General features: G+C 42.3%; 13 protein-coding genes. 11 read left to right on the top strand and 2 right to left on the bottom strand.

What is annotated here, in order from left to right; genetic code table 11:
• Positions 1-14 precede the first annotated feature (14 nt).
• The 3 genes from MKO06_RS09225 (at position 15) to MKO06_RS09215 (ending at position 5043) form a co-directional block, all read left to right on the top strand.
• A complete protein-coding gene (locus MKO06_RS09225; RefSeq protein WP_241551892.1) occupies positions 15-1205 on the top strand; it encodes an acetyl-CoA C-acyltransferase in 1191 nt (396 codons plus the stop codon).
• 108 nt (positions 1206-1313) lie between these two features.
• Positions 1314-3122, top strand: coding sequence for an acyl-CoA dehydrogenase family protein (locus MKO06_RS09220; protein WP_241551891.1), 1809 nt, complete (start codon positions 1314-1316; stop codon positions 3120-3122).
• A gap of 145 nt (positions 3123-3267) precedes the next feature.
• Positions 3268-5043 (top strand): mechanosensitive ion channel family protein, encoded by a 1776-nt coding sequence (locus tag MKO06_RS09215; RefSeq protein ID WP_241551890.1) that lies wholly within the window; start codon positions 3268-3270, stop codon positions 5041-5043.
• Between the two features lie 26 nt (positions 5044-5069).
• Here the strand turns inward: MKO06_RS09215 and MKO06_RS09210 are convergent, their stop codons facing one another.
• Positions 5070-5963: an SMP-30/gluconolactonase/LRE family protein gene (locus MKO06_RS09210; RefSeq protein ID WP_241551889.1), complete on the bottom strand. Its 894-nt coding sequence runs from the start codon at positions 5961-5963 to the stop codon at positions 5070-5072.
• Between the two features lie 150 nt (positions 5964-6113).
• Between MKO06_RS09210 and MKO06_RS09205 the strand changes: the two genes are divergently transcribed.
• Positions 6114-7169: a mechanosensitive ion channel family protein gene (locus MKO06_RS09205; RefSeq protein ID WP_241551888.1), complete on the top strand. Its 1056-nt coding sequence runs from the start codon at positions 6114-6116 to the stop codon at positions 7167-7169.
• Here MKO06_RS09205 and MKO06_RS09200 read toward each other — a convergent pair.
• A complete protein-coding gene (locus MKO06_RS09200) occupies positions 7160-8953 on the bottom strand; it encodes a glycoside hydrolase family 15 protein (protein WP_241551887.1) in 1794 nt (597 codons plus the stop codon). The genes MKO06_RS09205 and MKO06_RS09200 overlap by 10 nt on opposite strands.
• Before the next feature lie 95 nt (positions 8954-9048).
• Here MKO06_RS09200 and MKO06_RS09195 point away from each other — a divergent pair, with 95 nt between their 5' ends.
• The 7 genes from MKO06_RS09195 to MKO06_RS09165 all read left to right on the top strand — a co-directional run bounded on the left by MKO06_RS09195 (position 9049) and on the right by MKO06_RS09165 (position 18571).
• On the top strand, positions 9049-11262 hold the full coding sequence (locus MKO06_RS09195) for a bifunctional alpha,alpha-trehalose-phosphate synthase (UDP-forming)/trehalose-phosphatase (RefSeq protein WP_241551886.1): 2214 nt from the start codon (positions 9049-9051) through the stop codon (positions 11260-11262).
• 136 nt (positions 11263-11398) lie between these two features.
• A complete protein-coding gene (locus MKO06_RS09190; RefSeq protein ID WP_241551885.1) occupies positions 11399-11686 on the top strand; it encodes a YtxH domain-containing protein in 288 nt (95 codons plus the stop codon).
• Between the two features lie 105 nt (positions 11687-11791).
• Positions 11792-13147, top strand: coding sequence for a M28 family metallopeptidase (locus MKO06_RS09185; RefSeq protein WP_241551884.1), 1356 nt, complete (start codon positions 11792-11794; stop codon positions 13145-13147).
• 13 nt (positions 13148-13160) lie between these two features.
• On the top strand, positions 13161-14012 hold the full coding sequence (locus MKO06_RS09180) for a dienelactone hydrolase family protein (RefSeq protein ID WP_241551883.1): 852 nt from the start codon (positions 13161-13163) through the stop codon (positions 14010-14012).
• Between the two features lie 163 nt (positions 14013-14175).
• Positions 14176-14385, top strand: a complete 210-nt coding sequence (locus MKO06_RS09175; RefSeq protein WP_241551882.1) for a hypothetical protein — start codon at positions 14176-14178, stop codon at positions 14383-14385.
• Positions 14386-14396: 11 nt separating this feature from the next.
• The gene (locus MKO06_RS09170) at positions 14397-15209 is read left to right on the top strand and encodes a hypothetical protein (RefSeq protein ID WP_241551881.1); all 813 of its coding nucleotides are present in this window, start codon (positions 14397-14399) and stop codon (positions 15207-15209) included.
• A 152-nt stretch (positions 15210-15361) separates the two neighbouring features.
• Entirely contained in the window at positions 15362-18571 is a 3210-nt protein-coding gene (locus tag MKO06_RS09165) for a WD40/YVTN/BNR-like repeat-containing protein (RefSeq protein ID WP_241551880.1), read from the top strand.
• Positions 18572-18593: the final 22 nt, after the last annotated feature.

Genomic DNA, 18593 nt, shown 5'->3' with positions numbered 1-18593 from the left:
ATCTAAATACTAAAATGAAGACAGCATATATAGTAAAAGCATACAGAACCGCGGTAGGAAAAGCTCCACGCGGAGTATTTCGCTTTAAAAGACCAGATGAACTGGCAGCGGAAACCATCGAATATATGATGGATAAACTTCCCGATTTTGACAAAAAACGTATCGACGATGTGATCGTAGGTAATGCCATGCCTGAAGCAGAGCAGGGATTGAACGTAGGTAGATTGATCTCCCTGATGGGATTGAAGATCGAAGACGTTCCCGGAATGACCGTGAACCGGTATTGTGCCTCAGGACTTGAAACCATATCGATCGCTACCGCAAAGATCCAGAATGGAATGGCCGACTGTATCATTGCCGGTGGTGCCGAGAGTATGAGCTACATACCAATGGGTGGTTACAAACCGGTTCCCGATTATAAACTCGCCAAGGAAGGTAATGAAGATTATTACTGGGGAATGGGATTAACTGCCGAGGCAGTTGCTAAGAAATACAAGGTATCTCGTGAAGACCAGGATGAATTCGCTTACCAGTCACACCAAAAAGCGATAAAAGCCCAGGCTGAAGATCGATTCCAGGACCAGATCGTTCCGATCAAAATCGATGAAACCTTCGTGGATGATAATGGAAAAAAACAAACGAAGTCTTATACGGTAAATAAGGATGAAGGTCCAAGAAAAGATACTTCAGTTGAGGTGTTGAACAAATTGAAACCGGTTTTTGCTGAAGGCGGAAGCGTGACTGCCGGGAACTCCTCACAAATGAGTGATGGTGCTGCATTTGTGATGGTAATGAGCGAAGAAATGGTAAAGGAGCTGAACCTTGAACCAATCGCCAGGATGGTGAGTTATACCGCTGTAGGTGTAGAACCAAGAATTATGGGGATAGGACCAGTCTATGCGATCCCAAAGGCATTGAAACAGGCCGGTTTGAAACCCCAGGACATGGAACTTATCGAGCTGAATGAGGCCTTCGCTTCCCAGTCTCTGGCCGTGATCAGGGAATTAGACCTTAATAAAGATAAACTGAATGTAAACGGTGGAGCCATTTCTATGGGTCACCCGCTGGGTTGTACCGGAGCGAAACTATCGGTTCAGATCTTTGACGAAATGCGCAAACGCGAATTGAAGAATAAGCATTGTATGGTGACCATGTGTGTGGGAACAGGACAGGGTGCTGCCGGAATTTTTGAATTCCTCAACTAGACTTAAGATCTGAGAATCTAGAAAAGAGACTATAAAAAGAATAAATATTATCAATTAATTGAGTTACTGAGTCTAATATCTCACTTCTCAATACCAATATCTAAATAAATGAGCACAGATACAGCAAAAAAAGATCTTTTAAGAGGTGGTCAATTCCTTGTTAAGGAGACCAAGTGTGAAGATGTCTTCACCCCTGAAGATTTTAACGAGGAACAAAGAATGATGCGCGATTCAGTTAAGGAATTCGTAGATCGCGAAATTTGGCCTCATAAGGAAGAATTTGAAAAGAAGAATTATGAACTTACCGAAGAGGTGATGCGCAAAGCAGGGGAACTTGGTTTCCTTGGGGTTGCCGTACCAGAAGAATATGATGGCCTGGGAATGGGCTTCGTTTCTACAATGCTGGTTTGTGATTACATTTCTGGAGCTACAGGTTCTGTAGCTACTGCTTTTGGAGCCCATACGGGAATTGGAACAATGCCAATTACTCTTTATGGAACCGAAGAGCAAAAGAAAAAATATGTTCCAAAACTGGCTACCGGTGAGTGGTTTGGCGCTTACTGTTTGACAGAGCCGGATGCAGGATCTGACGCAAATTCAGGAAAAACAAAAGCTGTCCTTTCTGAAGATGGTAAATATTACAGCATCAGCGGACAAAAAATGTGGATCTCCAATGCTGGTTTTGCCGACGTGTTCATCGTATTCGCAAGGATCGAAGACGATAAGAACATCACCGGGTTCATCGTTGAAAACGATAAAGAAAACGGGATCTCTTTTGGAGAAGAAGAAAAGAAACTCGGAATCCACTCCTCCTCTACCCGCCAGGTATTCTTCAATGAAACCAAGGTGCCGGTAGAAAATATGCTTTCTGAGCGTGGCAACGGATTCAAGATCGCGATGAACGCGCTTAACATTGGCCGAATCAAACTGGCTGCCGCTTCACTGGATGCCCAGAGAAGGGTGACCGATCTGGCCGTTAAATATGCCAATGACCGCGTTCAGTTTAAAACCCCTATTGCCAAATTTGGAGCGATCAAATCTAAACTTGCTGAAATGGCAACTTCAGCTTATGTTGGGGAAGCAGCAAGTTATCGTGCCGCCAAGGATATCGAAGACCGAATCAATATACGCCTTGAAAACGGTGCTTCACATTCCGAAGCTGAACTAAAAGGTGTGGAAGAATATGCCATTGAATGTTCCATCCTGAAAGTCGCCTGTTCAGAAGATATTCAGAATTGTAGCGACGAGGGAATTCAGGTTTATGGTGGTATGGGATTCTCTGCCGATACACCAATGGAATCTGCCTGGAGAGATGCTCGTATCGCCCGTATCTATGAAGGTACCAACGAGATCAACAGAATGTTATCTGTAGGAATGTTGGTGAAAAAAGCGATGAAAGGTCATGTAGATCTTTTAGGTCCAGCTAAAAGCGTGGCCGATGAGCTAACCGGAATTCCATCTATGGATAAACCGGATTATTCAGAGCTTTTCGCTGAAGAGAAAGAAATGGTCGCGAAGCTTAAGAAGGTATTCCTGATGGTTGCGGGAAGCGCCGTTCAGAAATTCGGGCCAGGCCTGGAAGAGCACCAGCAATTATTACTTGCCGCTGCCGACATCCTGATCGAAATCTATATGGCAGAATCTGGAATTCTTAGAGCTGAAAAGAACGCGAAGAAAAACGGAGAAGAGAATCACAAGGAAGAGATCGCCATGGCCAAATTATACCTGTACCATGCTGTCGAGATTGTAAATACCAAGGCTAAAGAGGGAATTGGATCTTTTGCGGAAGGTGATGAGCAACGTATGATGCTTATGGGACTTAAGCGATTCACCAAGTATCAGAATATGCCTAATGTGGTTGCATTAAGAAATACGATCGCAGAAAAACTTACTTCTGAAAACAAATATTGTTTCTAAGGAAACATTCTTTAAACTGGAAAAAGCCACTCGATGATTTGAGTGGCTTTTTGTTTTCACCCTACCGATAATAACTCAAGTTGCCGGTTTTTAGAAGATTTCAGGAAATATGGTATATTAACGATTCTGCTAATCGATTTTGAATATGACCCTGAAAACTATAAAGCTGGCCATATTAGCCATCCTCTTTCCCGGATTCGTCTTACTTGCACAGCAAGGCGCCGATAGCATAGACCAATCTGATGATCACAAATTACCACCCAAGGAAATTCTTATTGAGGATAGTACTGCCAATGCCGGAACTAATCTTGCGGAATATGAAAAGGCTTATTTTATTGCAAGCCGCTGGAATGCAGGTATAGGATATCCTCCGGAAGATATCAATTTACAAACACCACAGGCAACACTTGAACATTTCATCATCAATTCCAGGAATAAAGATTACGAGCAGGCTGCGTATGCCTTAAATCTCAATTTGCTGCCAGACGACATTAGCCAGGAAGATGCAGCTATGCTTGCAGAAAAACTCAATTTCGTACTGGAGCAGCGAATTTCAATTGGTTGGGACGGATTATCAGACAGGCCAGATGGACAGATCGATGTAAGTACCTCGACCAACCAGGCCGTGGCAGGCCAGCCACGCCGAAGTATCAGTTTCGGGCAAACAGATCTTAATAACCGCGTTGTTGATTTCAGGCTGCAACGCCTTAAGTATAAAGACAACAGCCCTGTGTGGCTCATTTCGGCTCAAACGGTAGAAAATATCGAACCTTTATACAAGGCTTTTGGCCCGCGAAAGCTGGACAGGTTGATCCCGGGATGGATGAGCTTCGAAGTATTCGGCATTCCCATCTGGAAAACCATTGGTACGATCATCCTGATGATCATGGCCTATTTTATTGCTAAGATCGTTTCCCATTATCTTCGGAAATTGTTCTCAAATACTGAAAAGTACTGGATTCGAAATATTGCTTACCGGCTCGCTTCTCCCGCTGGTGCTGTTGTAGGGATCCTATTTTTCTACCTTTTGCTCAACAACCTGATTTCCTTTACAGGTCCGCTGGCAAGAGGTATTTATGCCTTACTACTTATAATCATCATCAGTATCATAACCTGGCTGGTCATGAGAGTGATCGATTATATCATGGACTTTTTTGCCGAGCACAAGGTTGGCGATTTGAACCAGGAAGAAAATGCACAGGCTAAAAAGCTAATGACCTATATTTCGGTAGGCCGGCGCATCTTCATATTTGCTATAGTTATCATTGGTGCCGCGATAATTTTCTCACAGTTTCCCTCGCTGGAACAACTTGGTATTTCCCTGATGGCCTCTGCGGGAATAGCAACGGTGCTGTTTGGTATCGCTGCGCAGAGCACATTGGGCAATATTATAGCCGGAGTGCAGATAGCAATAACCAAACCGGCCAAAATTGGTGATGCTGTGATCATTGATGATTCCTACGGTTTTGTAGAAGATATCACCTTCACCTATATGATCGTAAAGACATGGGACCTGAGGAGGAAGGTAATTCCTCTGAAGACCGTCATTTCTGACAGTTTTGAAAATCTTTCCATGACCAATGCTCAAAGCATAGAAGCTGTTCAGGTGTACGCTGATCATCGAATTGACGTGGACCTCGTTAGGAAGAAGTTTTCGGAGTTGCTAAAAGCTTCAGATCTATGGGATGAAGATGAAGAAAAAACACCCATGGTACAGGTCACTGAAGTTGATAATAAATCCATCAAGATTAGATGTTTATGCAGTGCTAAGGATTATCCCACTACCTGGGACCTGCATTGTGAACTCCGGGAAAAGATCGTTGCCTATATATCTGAACTGGAAGATGGCTTTTACTGGAGCAAGGAACGTGTGGAACTGGAAGATAAAAGAAATCAAAGTGCTTCTGAGAAAAATGACTAGGCATTTATCCTGTTTGCCCTCAGTTTTTAATTGGCACCTTGAACATTCATATCAAGTTTATAGATCGCCTTACTCGCAGTAATGAACAGGGTTTTATTATTCTGTCCTCCAAAAGTGACATTTGCTGTCCAATCCTGGTCTACAGGTATATTAGCGATCTTACTGCCTTTTTCATCAAAAATTGTTACTCCCTTTCCGGTTAGGTACACATTCCCCCGTTCGTCAAGGGTCATACCGTCTGACCCCATTTCAACAAACAGTTCCTTATCAGTAAGACTTCCATCTTGCATGATCTTATAGGAATAGGTTTTCCCGGAGCCAATGTCACTGATATAAAGTAAAGCCTTATCTGCAGAACCGATTATCCCGTTAGGCTGAACAAAATTTTGAGCTACCACCCTAACTTTACTTCTGTCTGGAGACAAATAATATACATTCTTAGATTCGAGATCTGGTTCCTTTCTGTTCCAGTAAGCTCTCTGGTAATAAGGATCGGTGAAATAGATTCCGCCTTTCTCATCTATCCAAAGGTCGTTAGGGCCATTCATTCTTTTACCATTGATATCTTCCAGGATTACCTTTACGTTTCTGTCAGGATCAATTTCCCATAATTCTGAATTTTCATCTGAACATGAGATCAAATTTCCCTTGTTGTCAAAATATAGACCATTGGCTCTTCCGGTGTTTTCCATCCATAACGAGATTTCGCCGCTGTCTGCAGACCATTTGTAGATCCTGTCGTTAGGCTGGTCCGTAAAGAATATATTTCCTTCAGAATCGGCAGCTGGTCCTTCAGTAAATTGAAATTCATCAGATAATAATTGCGGAGTAGCATTCGATGGAATAATTTCTTTTTGCCCACAGGAACTAAACGAGCAAATAACTATAGCGAAAAGAAGGCTTTTAAAAGTTTCAATCATAACTACAAATTTCGCTTAAATGAGATCTGGATAAAGAATTGATTTACTTTTTCCACGAAATCCTTTTTGGTTAAAATTCCTTTAAAGCATAGCCTAAAATATCCATAGCGCCTCATTTTTAGTAGTTTTAAGTTAAAATAATGAAAATATATGATGGATCTTAAAATGAATACCACCACCTATATAATTTGCGGAATCCTGGTTTTAGTCTTACTGTTTTCAATTAGTTTCTATATTCTGAAAAGACTGGGAAAAGATCCTCGAAACATACTCCCGGTAAATTTTGCACATAAGATAAGGATTCCCTTGTTAATCTTTCTTGCCTCCCTACTGGTGAAAGTCGCTATTCTGGGTGATATTTTCGGATATGAAACCACAAAGGAAATTTTTGGCCATTCCAGTACTATCGGAATTATTTTTAGCCTTGCCTGGCTACTTATACTTTTATTCAAGGTAGTTAAAAAACGAATGCTCAGAAAATATGATCTTGAAACTGAAAACAACCTAAAAGCACGGAAGGTCTATACGCAGTACATGATCCTTGAAAATATCGTCATTTTTATTATCGTGATCCTGGCACTGGGTATAAGCCTGATGAGTATAGAAAGCATACGGTCTATTGGCGTAAGTGTACTTACCTCCGCGGGTATAGCCGGTATCATCATAGGTCTTGCCGCCCAAAAAGCGATTGGTACCCTTTTGGCGGGGATTCAAATCGCCATCACGCAACCAATAAGGCTTGATGACGTCGTGATCGTAGAGGGTGAATGGGGTTGGATCGAAGAGATCAATCTCACCTATGTGATCGTGAGAGTCTGGGATAAACGAAGACTGGTGGTTCCCACTACCTATTTTATTGAAAAAACCTTTCAGAACTGGACAAGAACTTCAGCAGATATACTGGGTACCGTGTTTATATATACAGATTATGCCCTTCCGGTAGATTCTATTAGAAAGGAACAAACCAGGCTTTTAAATTCTACCGATTTATGGGATGGAAAGGTAAATGTTTTACAGGTTACCAATACCACAGAACGTACGGTAGAGCTACGCGTCCTGGTAAGCGCCAAAGACTCGCCTACGGCCTGGGACCTTAGGGTGTTTCTAAGGGAAAAATTACTTGATTTTATCCAGAGGGAATATCCACAGCATCTGCCAAAAACCCGAATAATGGTCAACGACAAGGCCGCGAACGATCATTCCTGAAAAAGCATCCCCTCAGATATTCCCTTGCTAAAGTTAGCCGCAGTTTCTATAAGAGCCAGGTGAGAATATGCCTGGGGAAAGTTTCCTAACAAACGCTTGGTCTTAAAATCGATATCCTCGCTAAAAAGTCCCAGGTGATTGCTATAGGATAAAAGCTGGTCAAACATATCCTTTGCTTTTTTCTCCTCTCCAATTTTATAAAGGCTGTCTATCAGCCAAAAGGTACAAATGGTAAAAGAAGAGCTAGGCTTCCCAAAATCGTCATTATTGCGATATCGATACATCAAACCGTCTTCACATAGTTCCTTTTCAGTAGCTCTTACCGTACCTATAAATCTTGGATCATCTGCTTCTATAAAGCCGTAAGATTGCATCAACAAAGTAGAAGCATCCAGGTCATCTGATCCGTAATACTGTGTATACGCCTGTTTTTCCTCGTTCCAGCCATTTTCATAGATATCCTGGTAGATCTCCTCCCTAAGCTCTTTCCAGTGCGTATCATTGATTCCCATCCTAAGTACCTCGCCTATCTTGATGGCCCTGTCTATGGCTACCCAGCATAATAATTTGGAAAAAATAAAGTGACGGTCTTCGGTTCGCAATTCCCAGATTCCCTTATCGGGTTTTTTCCAGTTTTCTTCAACGATCATCACAATACCGCGTACCACCGTCCAGAGTTCTTCCGAATTTTCAAGTGAGGTTTCGAACATCAGGAATTGCTGGTAGATCACTTCCATCAGAATTCCGTATATATCGTTCTGCTTTTGGATATAAGCTGCATTCCCGGTTCTTACCGGAGAAGAACCCTCATAGCCTTTTAAATGGCTAAGAATATGTTCGGTCAATTCCTTTTCACCATTGATACCATACATGATCTGTATCTTTTCATCCTTATGCGGAATAATATCTATGATAAACTGAAGGAAATCCTTGGCAGATTTAATATGCCCTAGTCCAGCCATTACTTTAATGACCATGGAGGCATCCCTGATCCAGCAAAAACGATAATCCCAGTTTCGCTCCTCCCCGATCGTCTCGGGAAGCGAGGTAGTAGCTGCAGCGAGCACTGCACCTGATTTTTTATAGCTCAATGCCTTAAGTACCAGGGCACTTCTCATGATCTCATTACCATAATGAGTGTATCTCGTGGATTTATCGCTCCAGTTCATCCAGTAAACCTTGGTACGCTGGAATTTGAGATAAGATCTGTCCAGGGATTGTTCCACCAGCTTCTCATGATATCCTATAAGGCAATATTCATTGCCTTTCAAGGTAATTTCCTTGCTTTCCAGAACATCATCAAGGTTAAAGCTGGAGTAAAAATAAATGGAATCGTATTTCCCCTCTTTGGTAAAACTTTTTATATAATCACCTTTATTCTCATTATAGGTCTTCTCCTTCGAAAAATCCAGTTTAGGATCATATTTGATCCTCAATTTTGGAGCTCCCCCGGTTAACCTGAAAAACCGAATAATATCTGGGGGGGCATAATACTGCCCGTCTTCCTGGGCATACCTTGGCATAAAATCGATTAGCTGAAAGGAATCTGTACCATTGTCGAAGGTAGTACTTAGTATATTGGTTTCCCACAAATACTCCTGGTTGATCTCATAATCATCATCTACCAGGATCTCGAAACTTCCCCCTATCTCCTCGTCCAGAATTTTGCAAAAGATCGCCGAAGAATCAAAATTTGGTAAGCAGCACCAATCTAAAGACCCTGTTTTTGAAATGAGCGCGGCACTTTTACAATTTCCAATTATTCCGTAATCCAAATTATCCATATATCTTAAAAATCCTTTAAATGAATGGCTGTCTGAAATGATTTTCGGAAATTTAATAAAATTCAAATTCGTCACAACAGTATTTACATTAAATTATGAGTAAAACCATCATCCTTTCTAACAGGCTACCACTTCAAATATCCATAGAAAATGATAAGCTGGATGTCACTCCCAGCGTTGGAGGACTTGCAACCGGCTTAAAATCATTTCATAAAGACGGCGATAGTGTATGGGTTGGCTGGCCCGGTCTTACAGAAGAAGAGATTCCCGAAGATCTGAAAGAAGATGTTCAGAAAAAAGCTAAAGAAGAAAACTGTGTGGCGGTACACCTTACTTCGGCCGAAATCGATGGTTTTTACTATGGTTTCAGTAACCGAACCGTTTGGCCTCTCTTCCATTATTTCATGGAGTATACTGAATCTGATGAAGAACACTGGCAGATCTACAAGCAGGTAAATCAGAAATACGCCGATAAAATACTGGAACTATATAAAGACGGAGACGTGATCTGGGTGCATGATTACCAGTTACTGCTGGTTCCCAATATGATCAGGGAACAGGAACCCGAAGCCGTTATCGGGTTTTTCAACCATATCCCTTTTCCATCCTATGAAGTTTTCAGAACGCTTCCCTGGAGAGATGAAGTTCTAAAAGGTGTATTGGGAGCAGACCTCATAGGATTTCATACCTACGATTATGAGCGTCATTTCCTGAGTTCGGTAAGTCGTATTTTAAGACATCAGGTAGATTTTAATGAGATCACCCTGCCAGACAGGATCGTAAAAGTAGATTCCTTTCCTATGGGAATCGATTACAGGAAATTCGAGCAGGCCGCATTAGATCATTTTGAAAAAACCAGTGAAACTAAATCTGAACTGCAACGCAGGCTGGATCACCACCTCGATGCAACTCCAGACGCTAAACTGATATTAAGTATAGACAGGCTGGATTATACTAAAGGGATCGCCCACCGCATCAGGGCTTACGAATATTTCCTGGATAGAAATCCGGAATATATTGAAAAGGTAAGGCTGGTCATGCTGGCGGTGCCCTCAAGATCAAATGTTCCACAATACCGAAGACTCAAGCGCGAAGTTGATGAACTGGTAGGTAGGATCAATGGAAAGTTCTCTACCGTAAACTGGACACCTATCTGGTATTTCTATAGGTCAATGCCATTTGAGAATTTGATAGATCTGTATACTACCTGTGAGATCGCCCTTCTTACTCCAATTCGAGATGGAATGAACCTGGTAGCAAAAGAATATATCGCTACGAGGACAGATAAAACCGGAGTCCTCATTCTAAGTGAAATGGCTGGAGCGGCACATGAAATGAACGAGGCCCTGATCATTAATCCGAATAATTTTGAACAGGTTTCTGAAGCTCTCAAAACAGCCTTCCATATGCCAAAAGAAGAGCAAATGGAACGCAATAAAATGCTTCAGAAGCGACTTCGAAGATACAGCGTAGAGAAATGGGCTCAGGATTTCATGAAAGCCCTTAGAACCACTCGTGAAAACAGGGATGCGTTCAAATCTATCCGAATCACTCCGGAGATTTCTGATGAAATCCTGAAGCAATTCAGACAGGCAGAAAAACGCATTCTCTTTATAGACTATGACGGAACCCTGGTAGATTTTGTTGATAAGCCTGAAAATGCAAAACCAGATGAAGATCTGAAAGAATTGATACGCGCGCTGAACGAATCTGAAAATACCGATGTGGTCCTGATAAGCGGAAGAGACAAGAACACGCTTGGAAGCTGGTGGCAGGACGTTCCTGTAGAATTGATTTCAGAACACGGGGTATGGATGCGCCAGATCAACGGTGAATGGGAACTGGCAGAAAATGTAAAAAGCGAATGGATGGATGCCGTAAGGCCCGTAATTGAAAGTTTCGTTGACCGTACTCCGGGTACTTTCATTGAAGAAAAGAATTATTCCCTAGCCTGGCATTATCGAAAGGCAGACCCCGAACTTGGTGAAATTCGTGCCAACGAATTGAGCAACACGCTCAAAGAACTTATCGCTAATCGTGGTCTAAGTGTTCTGGAAGGAAATAAGGTTCTCGAGATCAAAAGCAGTGATGTGAATAAAGGTAAAGCCTGTACCAAAAAACTGGTTGGAGAGAACTACGATTTTATATTCGCGATCGGAGACGACTGGACAGATGAATATATGTTCAGGGAATTACCCGAAACCTCCTACACCGTTAAGGTAGGAATTAAAAAGACCAGTGCAAGATACTATGTTGAGGGGACTCCAAGGGTTCGCACCCTGCTTGAAAAATTCAATGAAAATTCCTGATACGATCGCAGTGTTAAAATATTAGCAATTCGTAAAATCTTTTAAAGATAGATTAACTCGCAGGCCGCGGTAAGGCTTTAATTTCTGCTTAATTTTACATTGAAACTTAAATCAAATCAATTTAAAACCAAAATTTATGAAATCAGGAAAAATGTTAGTAGGGCTATTATCTGGTGCAGCATTAGGAGCTGCTGCCGGACTACTTTTTGCACCTAAGAAAGGAAAAGATACAAGAAAAGCTATCACCGATAAAGGAGATGAATATATCAAAGGTGCCAATAAAAGCATTCACGATTTTACCGATTCCATTAATCATAAAGTGGAAGCACTAAAATCAAGAACAAAAGCTAATTTAGCCGGATCAAAATCCAAAAAGAAAATTAATGAAGCAAAAGCAGAGATGCATGAAATGCGTGCCAGCTAATTTGTAGAAATTGATTAAGTTTAAAACCCCGGGAAAAATTTCCCGGGGTTTTATTTTTTAGATATCCGCCAAACTTCTGTATTTTAGGATGCCAAAAATATAATTATGATTAAAACAATCCCCCAATTATTTATTCTGTGCCTTTTTTTAACTGGCCTTAGCACTAGCCTACATTCACAGGAAACCGATAAGAAACTTTATGAAATTATCGATAAGGTATCCTCAGACAGTATTGAACACGATATTAGAAAGCTTGCCGGTTTCGGTACCCGAAACACCTTCAGCGATACCGTCTCAGACACTCGTGGAATTGGTGCGGCCAGAAGATGGATCAAATCTGAATTTGAAAGTATTTCAACACGTTGCAATAACTGTCTTGATGTTTTTTACCAGAAAGATTATGTAACGCCTGAAGATGGACAGCGCATCCCTAAGGAAGCCTGGGTTGTGAACGTGGTCGCCATTCAAAAAGGCAAAAAGTATCCTAACAGATATGTCATCATGAGTGGAGATATAGATTCCAGGGCCAGCAATACCATGGATTATGAAACAGATGCTCCCGGAGCCAATGATAATGCCAGTGGAATGGCCGGAACCATGGAAGCTGCAAGGGTTTTATCTCAATATGAATTTGACAGCAGTGTCATTTACGTGGGGCTTTCAGGTGAAGAACAGGGATTGTTTGGAGGTAAAGGCCTGGCTGAATATGCCAAAAAGAACAACTGGGATATTATTGGAGTTCTGAATAATGATATGATCGGGAATATTGAAGGAGTCGATGGAGTGATCGACAACCGAAGTTTTAGAATATTTTCAGAGCCCGTCCCTCCTACCGAAACCGAGGAGGAACGAAGAATGCGCAGATTTTATGGTGGCGAGGTCGATGGAATCTCAAGACAATTGGCGCGCTATATCCATGAAAATGTAGAAACCTATATGCCCGAGATGAACCCGATGATGATCTACAGGTTAGACCGGTTTGGAAGGGGTGGTCACCACAGGCCGTTCAACGACCTGGGATTTGCCGGGGTTCGAATTATGGAAGCCCATGAGAATTACAACAGGCAACACCAGGATATCAGAACCGAAGACGGAGTAGCCTATGGCGATGTGATTGAAGGAGTAAACTTTGATTACGCCAAAAAATTAACTGCTGTAAATGCCATTAACCTGGCCAGCCTTGCCTGGGCTCCACCAGCGCCTGAAAAAGTTGAAATTGGAGGCATCGTGGAACCAAGTACCAGGTTAAGATGGGAACCAGTAAAAGGCGAAATTGCCGGGTACAAGATCTACTGGAGAGATACCACTTCACCGCAGTGGCAATATTCTAGATTTGTTGGTGATGTAACAGAATTCACGCTCGACGGGATCGTGATCGATAATTACCTTTTTGGCGTAGCCGCTGTTGGTAAGAATGGCCATGAAAGCCTGGTAGTATTTCCTTCAGGAACCTTTAGATAAAAGACTCAAGACCATGAAAAAATTCAATCCTTTTTTACTTCTGTTCCTAATTGCCCTTGTAAGTACTGGCTGCAGGAACGAGAAAAAATCTGATGAAGTTTCAGTTTCTGAAAATCAGAAGTCAGAGACTACAAACATGGAGTCTAAAGGTCTTTCAGATTCTCCAAGACATCACGAGTGGGTTACGCTCTCTTATGATGACAGGAATTTAGAGGCATTTGTAGTGTATCCAGAGAAAAAGGATAAGGCCAAACCCGTTATTTTAATTCATGAGAACCGGGGATTGAACGACTGGGCAAGACTCTTTGCAGATAAACTTGCCGGAGAAGGATACCTGGTCATCGCTCCAGACCTTATTTCGAATACGGTTGAAGGAAAAAAGAAGACAACCGATTTTGAAGATTCTGATGCTGCCCGTGAAGCTATTTACAACCTTGACAAAAATCAGGTTACAGCAGATCTGGATGCCGCCTTCCAGTATATTAAAAATGACCCTGCCTCTACCGGGGAAGTTGCTGTGGTAGGCTTTTGCTGGGGTGGTTCTCAAACTTTCAGATATGCCACGAATAACGAAAAAATCAGCAGCGCCCATGTTTTCTACGGAACGGGTCCTGAGGAAGCTTCAGAAATAGCCGAAATCAACGCACCTATTTATGGTTATTATGGCGGAAATGATAACAGGGTAAATTCCACGATCGAAAAGACCGAAAAACTGATGAAGAATGCCGGAAAAACCTATGAGTATAAGATCTATGAAGATGCAGGTCATGCTTTCATGAGAAGCGGGCACCAGCAAGATGCTGAGCCCGGGAATAAAAAAGCACATGACCAGGCCTGGAAAAGATTACTGGAACTTCTGGACTAATAATAGGTACTTCTTTATACTTTAAAACCCGCATCCTGATTGGATGCGGGTTTTTAATTTACACCTGTTTCCAGTCAACTAATTAACAATACTTTACCGGTTGCTTAAACAAATTTGGGAAATGCTATAATTATTTTAGTTAGATCAATCTAACGGATATATTATGACAGATATTAGAGTAGAAAAAAAGAAACCAAAATGGCCCTGGCTGTTTATGATCTTTATCATCCTTGCCATCTTGCTTTTCCTGTATTTCTATGGCGATACTGAAAATGACGATACTGAAATGGAAACAACCGAAATGGAAGAGGTGACCCAGAGTTTTGGAAGAACTAAATTAGTTGATCTCCATGACGAAAGAATTAACTGTTAAAAAACATAGTTATGAGTGAAGCAGAGAAGAGATTATATTATATGAGCGAATTAAAGGATTACCGGGTCAATAAAGAAGATTTTGACATTCGGGGCTGGATATTAAGAGACCTGGACAACCGAATCGTTGGAGAGATAGACGATTTTCTTGTCAATCTGGACCTGGGTAAAGTGGTTTATGTAGACGTAAAAGTAGACCAGTCGATTATTGAAACTAATCATGATCCCTATGCCGCGAGTCCGAATTCAGAATTAAGGGAATTCATAAATAAGGACGGTGAAAACCATATTATAATTCCCGTGGGTTTGGTCAATATCAACCGTAAGGAAAAGTATGCTTATACGAGAAGTATCAATTACCAGACCTTTGCCGATACCAAGCGCTACCAGAAAGGAACTACGATTAGTAGAACCTATGAAGAACAGGTTATGGAATCTTATGACCGGAGAAAGGAGACCTTCGATACCAAAAACTCACCAAATAGGAGTAAACAGTATACCGATGCAGAACTGGCAGATCTGGCCAGGCAACATCCGGATAAGAAAAATGCCGGAATAGTGCATGAAGAAAATCGGGAACAAATTAAAAGAGAAAAAGCCCGTTTACGCAATGAATCAAATCCGGAAGAACCGATGTATGACGATTATGAAGCTGAAAAGATGCATCGTACCAATCTGGGCAATATGAGACCAGAACGCAGCCTGGACGACGACAGCGAATGGCTGCATGAAGACCATGGCCTGATCGATACCGACCCGCATGTAAAATCGCAACCCAAAAAACGGGTTACCGATAAATTCTACGATAGAAAAGAATTCAGGTAAGACGATCCATTATTTCTAAAAATCAAAACTTTAGCAAAGGGAAGCCGTATCGGCTTCCCTTTTCCTTTTTCTATACCGCATAGATATTTTTATTAAAATTGTATCTTGAGGCTCATTTTCGATAAAATCAGTAATAAAAAGCCAACTTATCTATGAACAAAATTTTCCTGAGTTTGTCTCTTTTGCTTATCACTTCAATAGCCATGGGACAAAAACCTGATCTTAACCTTTTTAAAGAAAAAACGCCCCGAAATATTGGTCCAGCTGGAATGAGTGGTCGGGTTACTTCGATAGACGTAGTAACCAAAAACCCAGATATCATGTATGTTGGAACCGCTTCTGGGGGATTATGGAAATCTACCAGTGGAGGCGTTAAATGGGAACCTATATTCGATGACCAGGTAACTGCTTCTATTGGTGCAGTGGCGATCGATCAATCCAATCCTTCTGTGGTCTGGGCAGGAACCGGCGAAGGAAATCCACGAAACAGCCTTAACGGTGGCTATGGGATATTCAAGTCCCTTGATGGGGGAAAGACCTGGAAAAATATGGGACTGGAAGAAACCAGGCATATTCACCGGGTGATCATTCATCCAAACAATCCCGATATCGTTTATGTAGGTGCTATTGGTTCGCCATGGGGAGCCCACGAAGAACGAGGAGTTTATAAAACAACCGATGGCGGAAAGACCTGGGAAAAGATACTGTATTCCAATAACCTGACAGGTGCTGCAGACCTGGTTATGGATCCCAACAATCCTAATAAATTGATCGCAGCCATGTGGGAGCACAAAAGAGACCCATGGTTCTTTAAATCTGGAGGCGAAGGTTCCGGGCTTTATATCACTTTTGACGGTGGAGAAACCTGGGAAGAAAGAACCTCTAAAGATGGCCTGCCGGAAGGCGAATTAGGCCGAATGGGGCTTGCGATCGCGCCCAGTGATTCAGACATTATTTATGCTTTGGTTGAATCCAAGAAGAATGCACTTTATAAATCGGAAGATGGTGGTTTCAACTGGAAAATGATCAACGATAAGGATGAAATTGGAAACAGGCCATTTTACTATAGCGACATTTTTGTTGATCCTCAAAATTCAAACAGGGTATATTCGGTATTTACCTATGTAAACGTTTCAGAAGACGGAGGAAAAAGCTTTGAAGAGCTTATGCCTGCCTATGGCGTAAGCAATGGTATACATCCAGATCATCACGCCTGGTGGATACATCCGGAAGATGGAAGTTTTATGATGGATGGAAACGATGGCGGACTGAATATTACCCGGGATAAGGGAGAGACCTGGCGTTTCGTGGCGAATTTGCCAGTGGCCCAGTTCTATCACATCGCGGTGGATAATGAATTTCCGTACAATGTGTACGGCGGAATGCAGGATAACGGAAGCTGGAGAGGCCCCGCCTATGTTTGGAAATCCCAGGGCATTCGCAATTCCTACTGGCAGGAGATCTCTTTTGGAGATGGTTTTGATGTGGTGCCAGACAGGGACGATAGCCGCTACGGCTGGAGTATGAGTCAGCAGGGATATGTAAGTCGCTATGATTACCTAACCGGAAACAACTACACTGTAAAACCTACCCATCCCGATCCCGAAGTTGAATTACGATTTAACTGGAATTCGGCGATCAATATCGATCCTTTTGATAACAGTACTATCTACTTCGGAAGCCAGTTCGTGCATAAAAGCACCGATAAGGGCGAAACCTGGGAAGTGATTTCACCAGATCTTACCACGAACGACCCTGAAAAGCAGAAACAGGGAGAAAGCGGTGGGCTTACCATGGACGCAACCGGAGCCGAAAATTTCACCACTATCCTGGTGATCGAACCTTCACCGGTAGAAAGAGACATGATGTGGGTTGGTACCGATGATGGAAAAGTTCATTACACCACAAACGGTGGAGAAAGCTGGACCGATGTAAGCAATAATCTTCCTGGTCTGCCGGAAGGAAGCTGGATCGTTCAGATCAAGGCGTCTAATAAGAATAAAGGTGAAGCACTTCTGGTAGCCAACGATTACAGAAGATACAATTATGAGCCTTACGCTTATAGAACTACCAATTACGGGAAGAGCTGGAAACGAATCGTGGATAGTGATGATACCGAAAGTTATGCCCTGAGCATCGTGGAAGATCCTGAAACCAAAAATCTGCTGTTCCTTGGAACCGATGACGGACTTTATATCTCATTCGATGCCGGAGCGAACTGGCAAAAGTATACGAATGGTTTCCCTACGGTTTCGGTAAAAGACCTTGTGATCCATCCACGGGAGCATGACGTGGTAATCGGAACCTTCGGAAGAGCTGCATGGGTACTGGATGATATTCGTCCTTTCAGGGCTGTTGCTGAAAAACAGGACATCCTGGATCAAAAACTCGAGCTTTTCGAACCGCCAACAGCTTACCACGCCGCAAACCAGCAACCAACCGGAAGCAGGTTTGGCGGTGATGCCATGTACCATGGAGATAACAGGGATCGAGGTGCCAGGATCACTTATTTTGTTCAGGTTCCGGAAAAAGATAGCTCGGCTGAAAACAAGAAAAGCGAGCAAGATGCTGAGAACAACGAAAAACAGGAGAAAAAATCTGATTCAATTTCTCTTAATATCTATGATGGCGACCGATTGATAAGAACTCTTAAGAGGAAGCTGCCAGACAGTACAGGCCTATACACCATGAACTGGAACCTGGATGAAAAGGGTGTGGAAAGACCTTCCAGGTCAACCAGGGAACGCAACAGGGAGCCCGGAGGTGTGGATGTAAAACCTGGAACCTACAGGCTTGTAATGAGTGTTGGTGATACCTCTTCCGAAGAAATGATCAAAGTAGAATCTGATCCCCGCCTGGATATTTCCCAGCAAAATATAGAGGAAGTTTATACCAGTCTTAAACAACTTCAGGATATGACCGAGGTTGCGGGCGAAGCTGTAGCACAACTGGTGGAAAGCAAAAACATCGCTGAAACTTTTCAGAAGGATATGAAAGCTGAAAAAGATGGAAAGGAAACCTACAAGGAAGAACTGGAGGACACCAAAGAGATCATCAAATCTATAGATGAGCTGCTGGCCTTGTATCTTGGCAAGGTAGACGAACGCCAGGGAATCACCCGTAACAGTGAAATGACGGTAATGGAACGAATTGGCCAGGCCTCAGGTTATGTGGGCAGCAGGCAGAACGGAATGACAGCTACCGAAGAAAGGTTGATCACTTATGCCGAAAATGAGCTAAATGAGGCTCTTGAAAAGACCAACGAATTCTTCAAAAAAGACTGGAAGGAATACCGGTCAAAAATGGAAAATATTGAGATCCCTGTTTTTGAAGAAGTAAAAACCTTTGAATTAAGGAATTAATTCCAGCTCTCGAATATATAAA

The sequence above is a fragment of the Christiangramia oceanisediminis genome (genome assembly GCF_022570735.2).
In the GTDB taxonomy this organism is placed as follows: Bacteria; Bacteroidota; Bacteroidia; order Flavobacteriales; family Flavobacteriaceae; genus Christiangramia; species Christiangramia oceanisediminis.
Note: the sequence above shows the minus strand (reverse complement) of the source record. Positions and strands in the feature narration are given on the sequence as shown.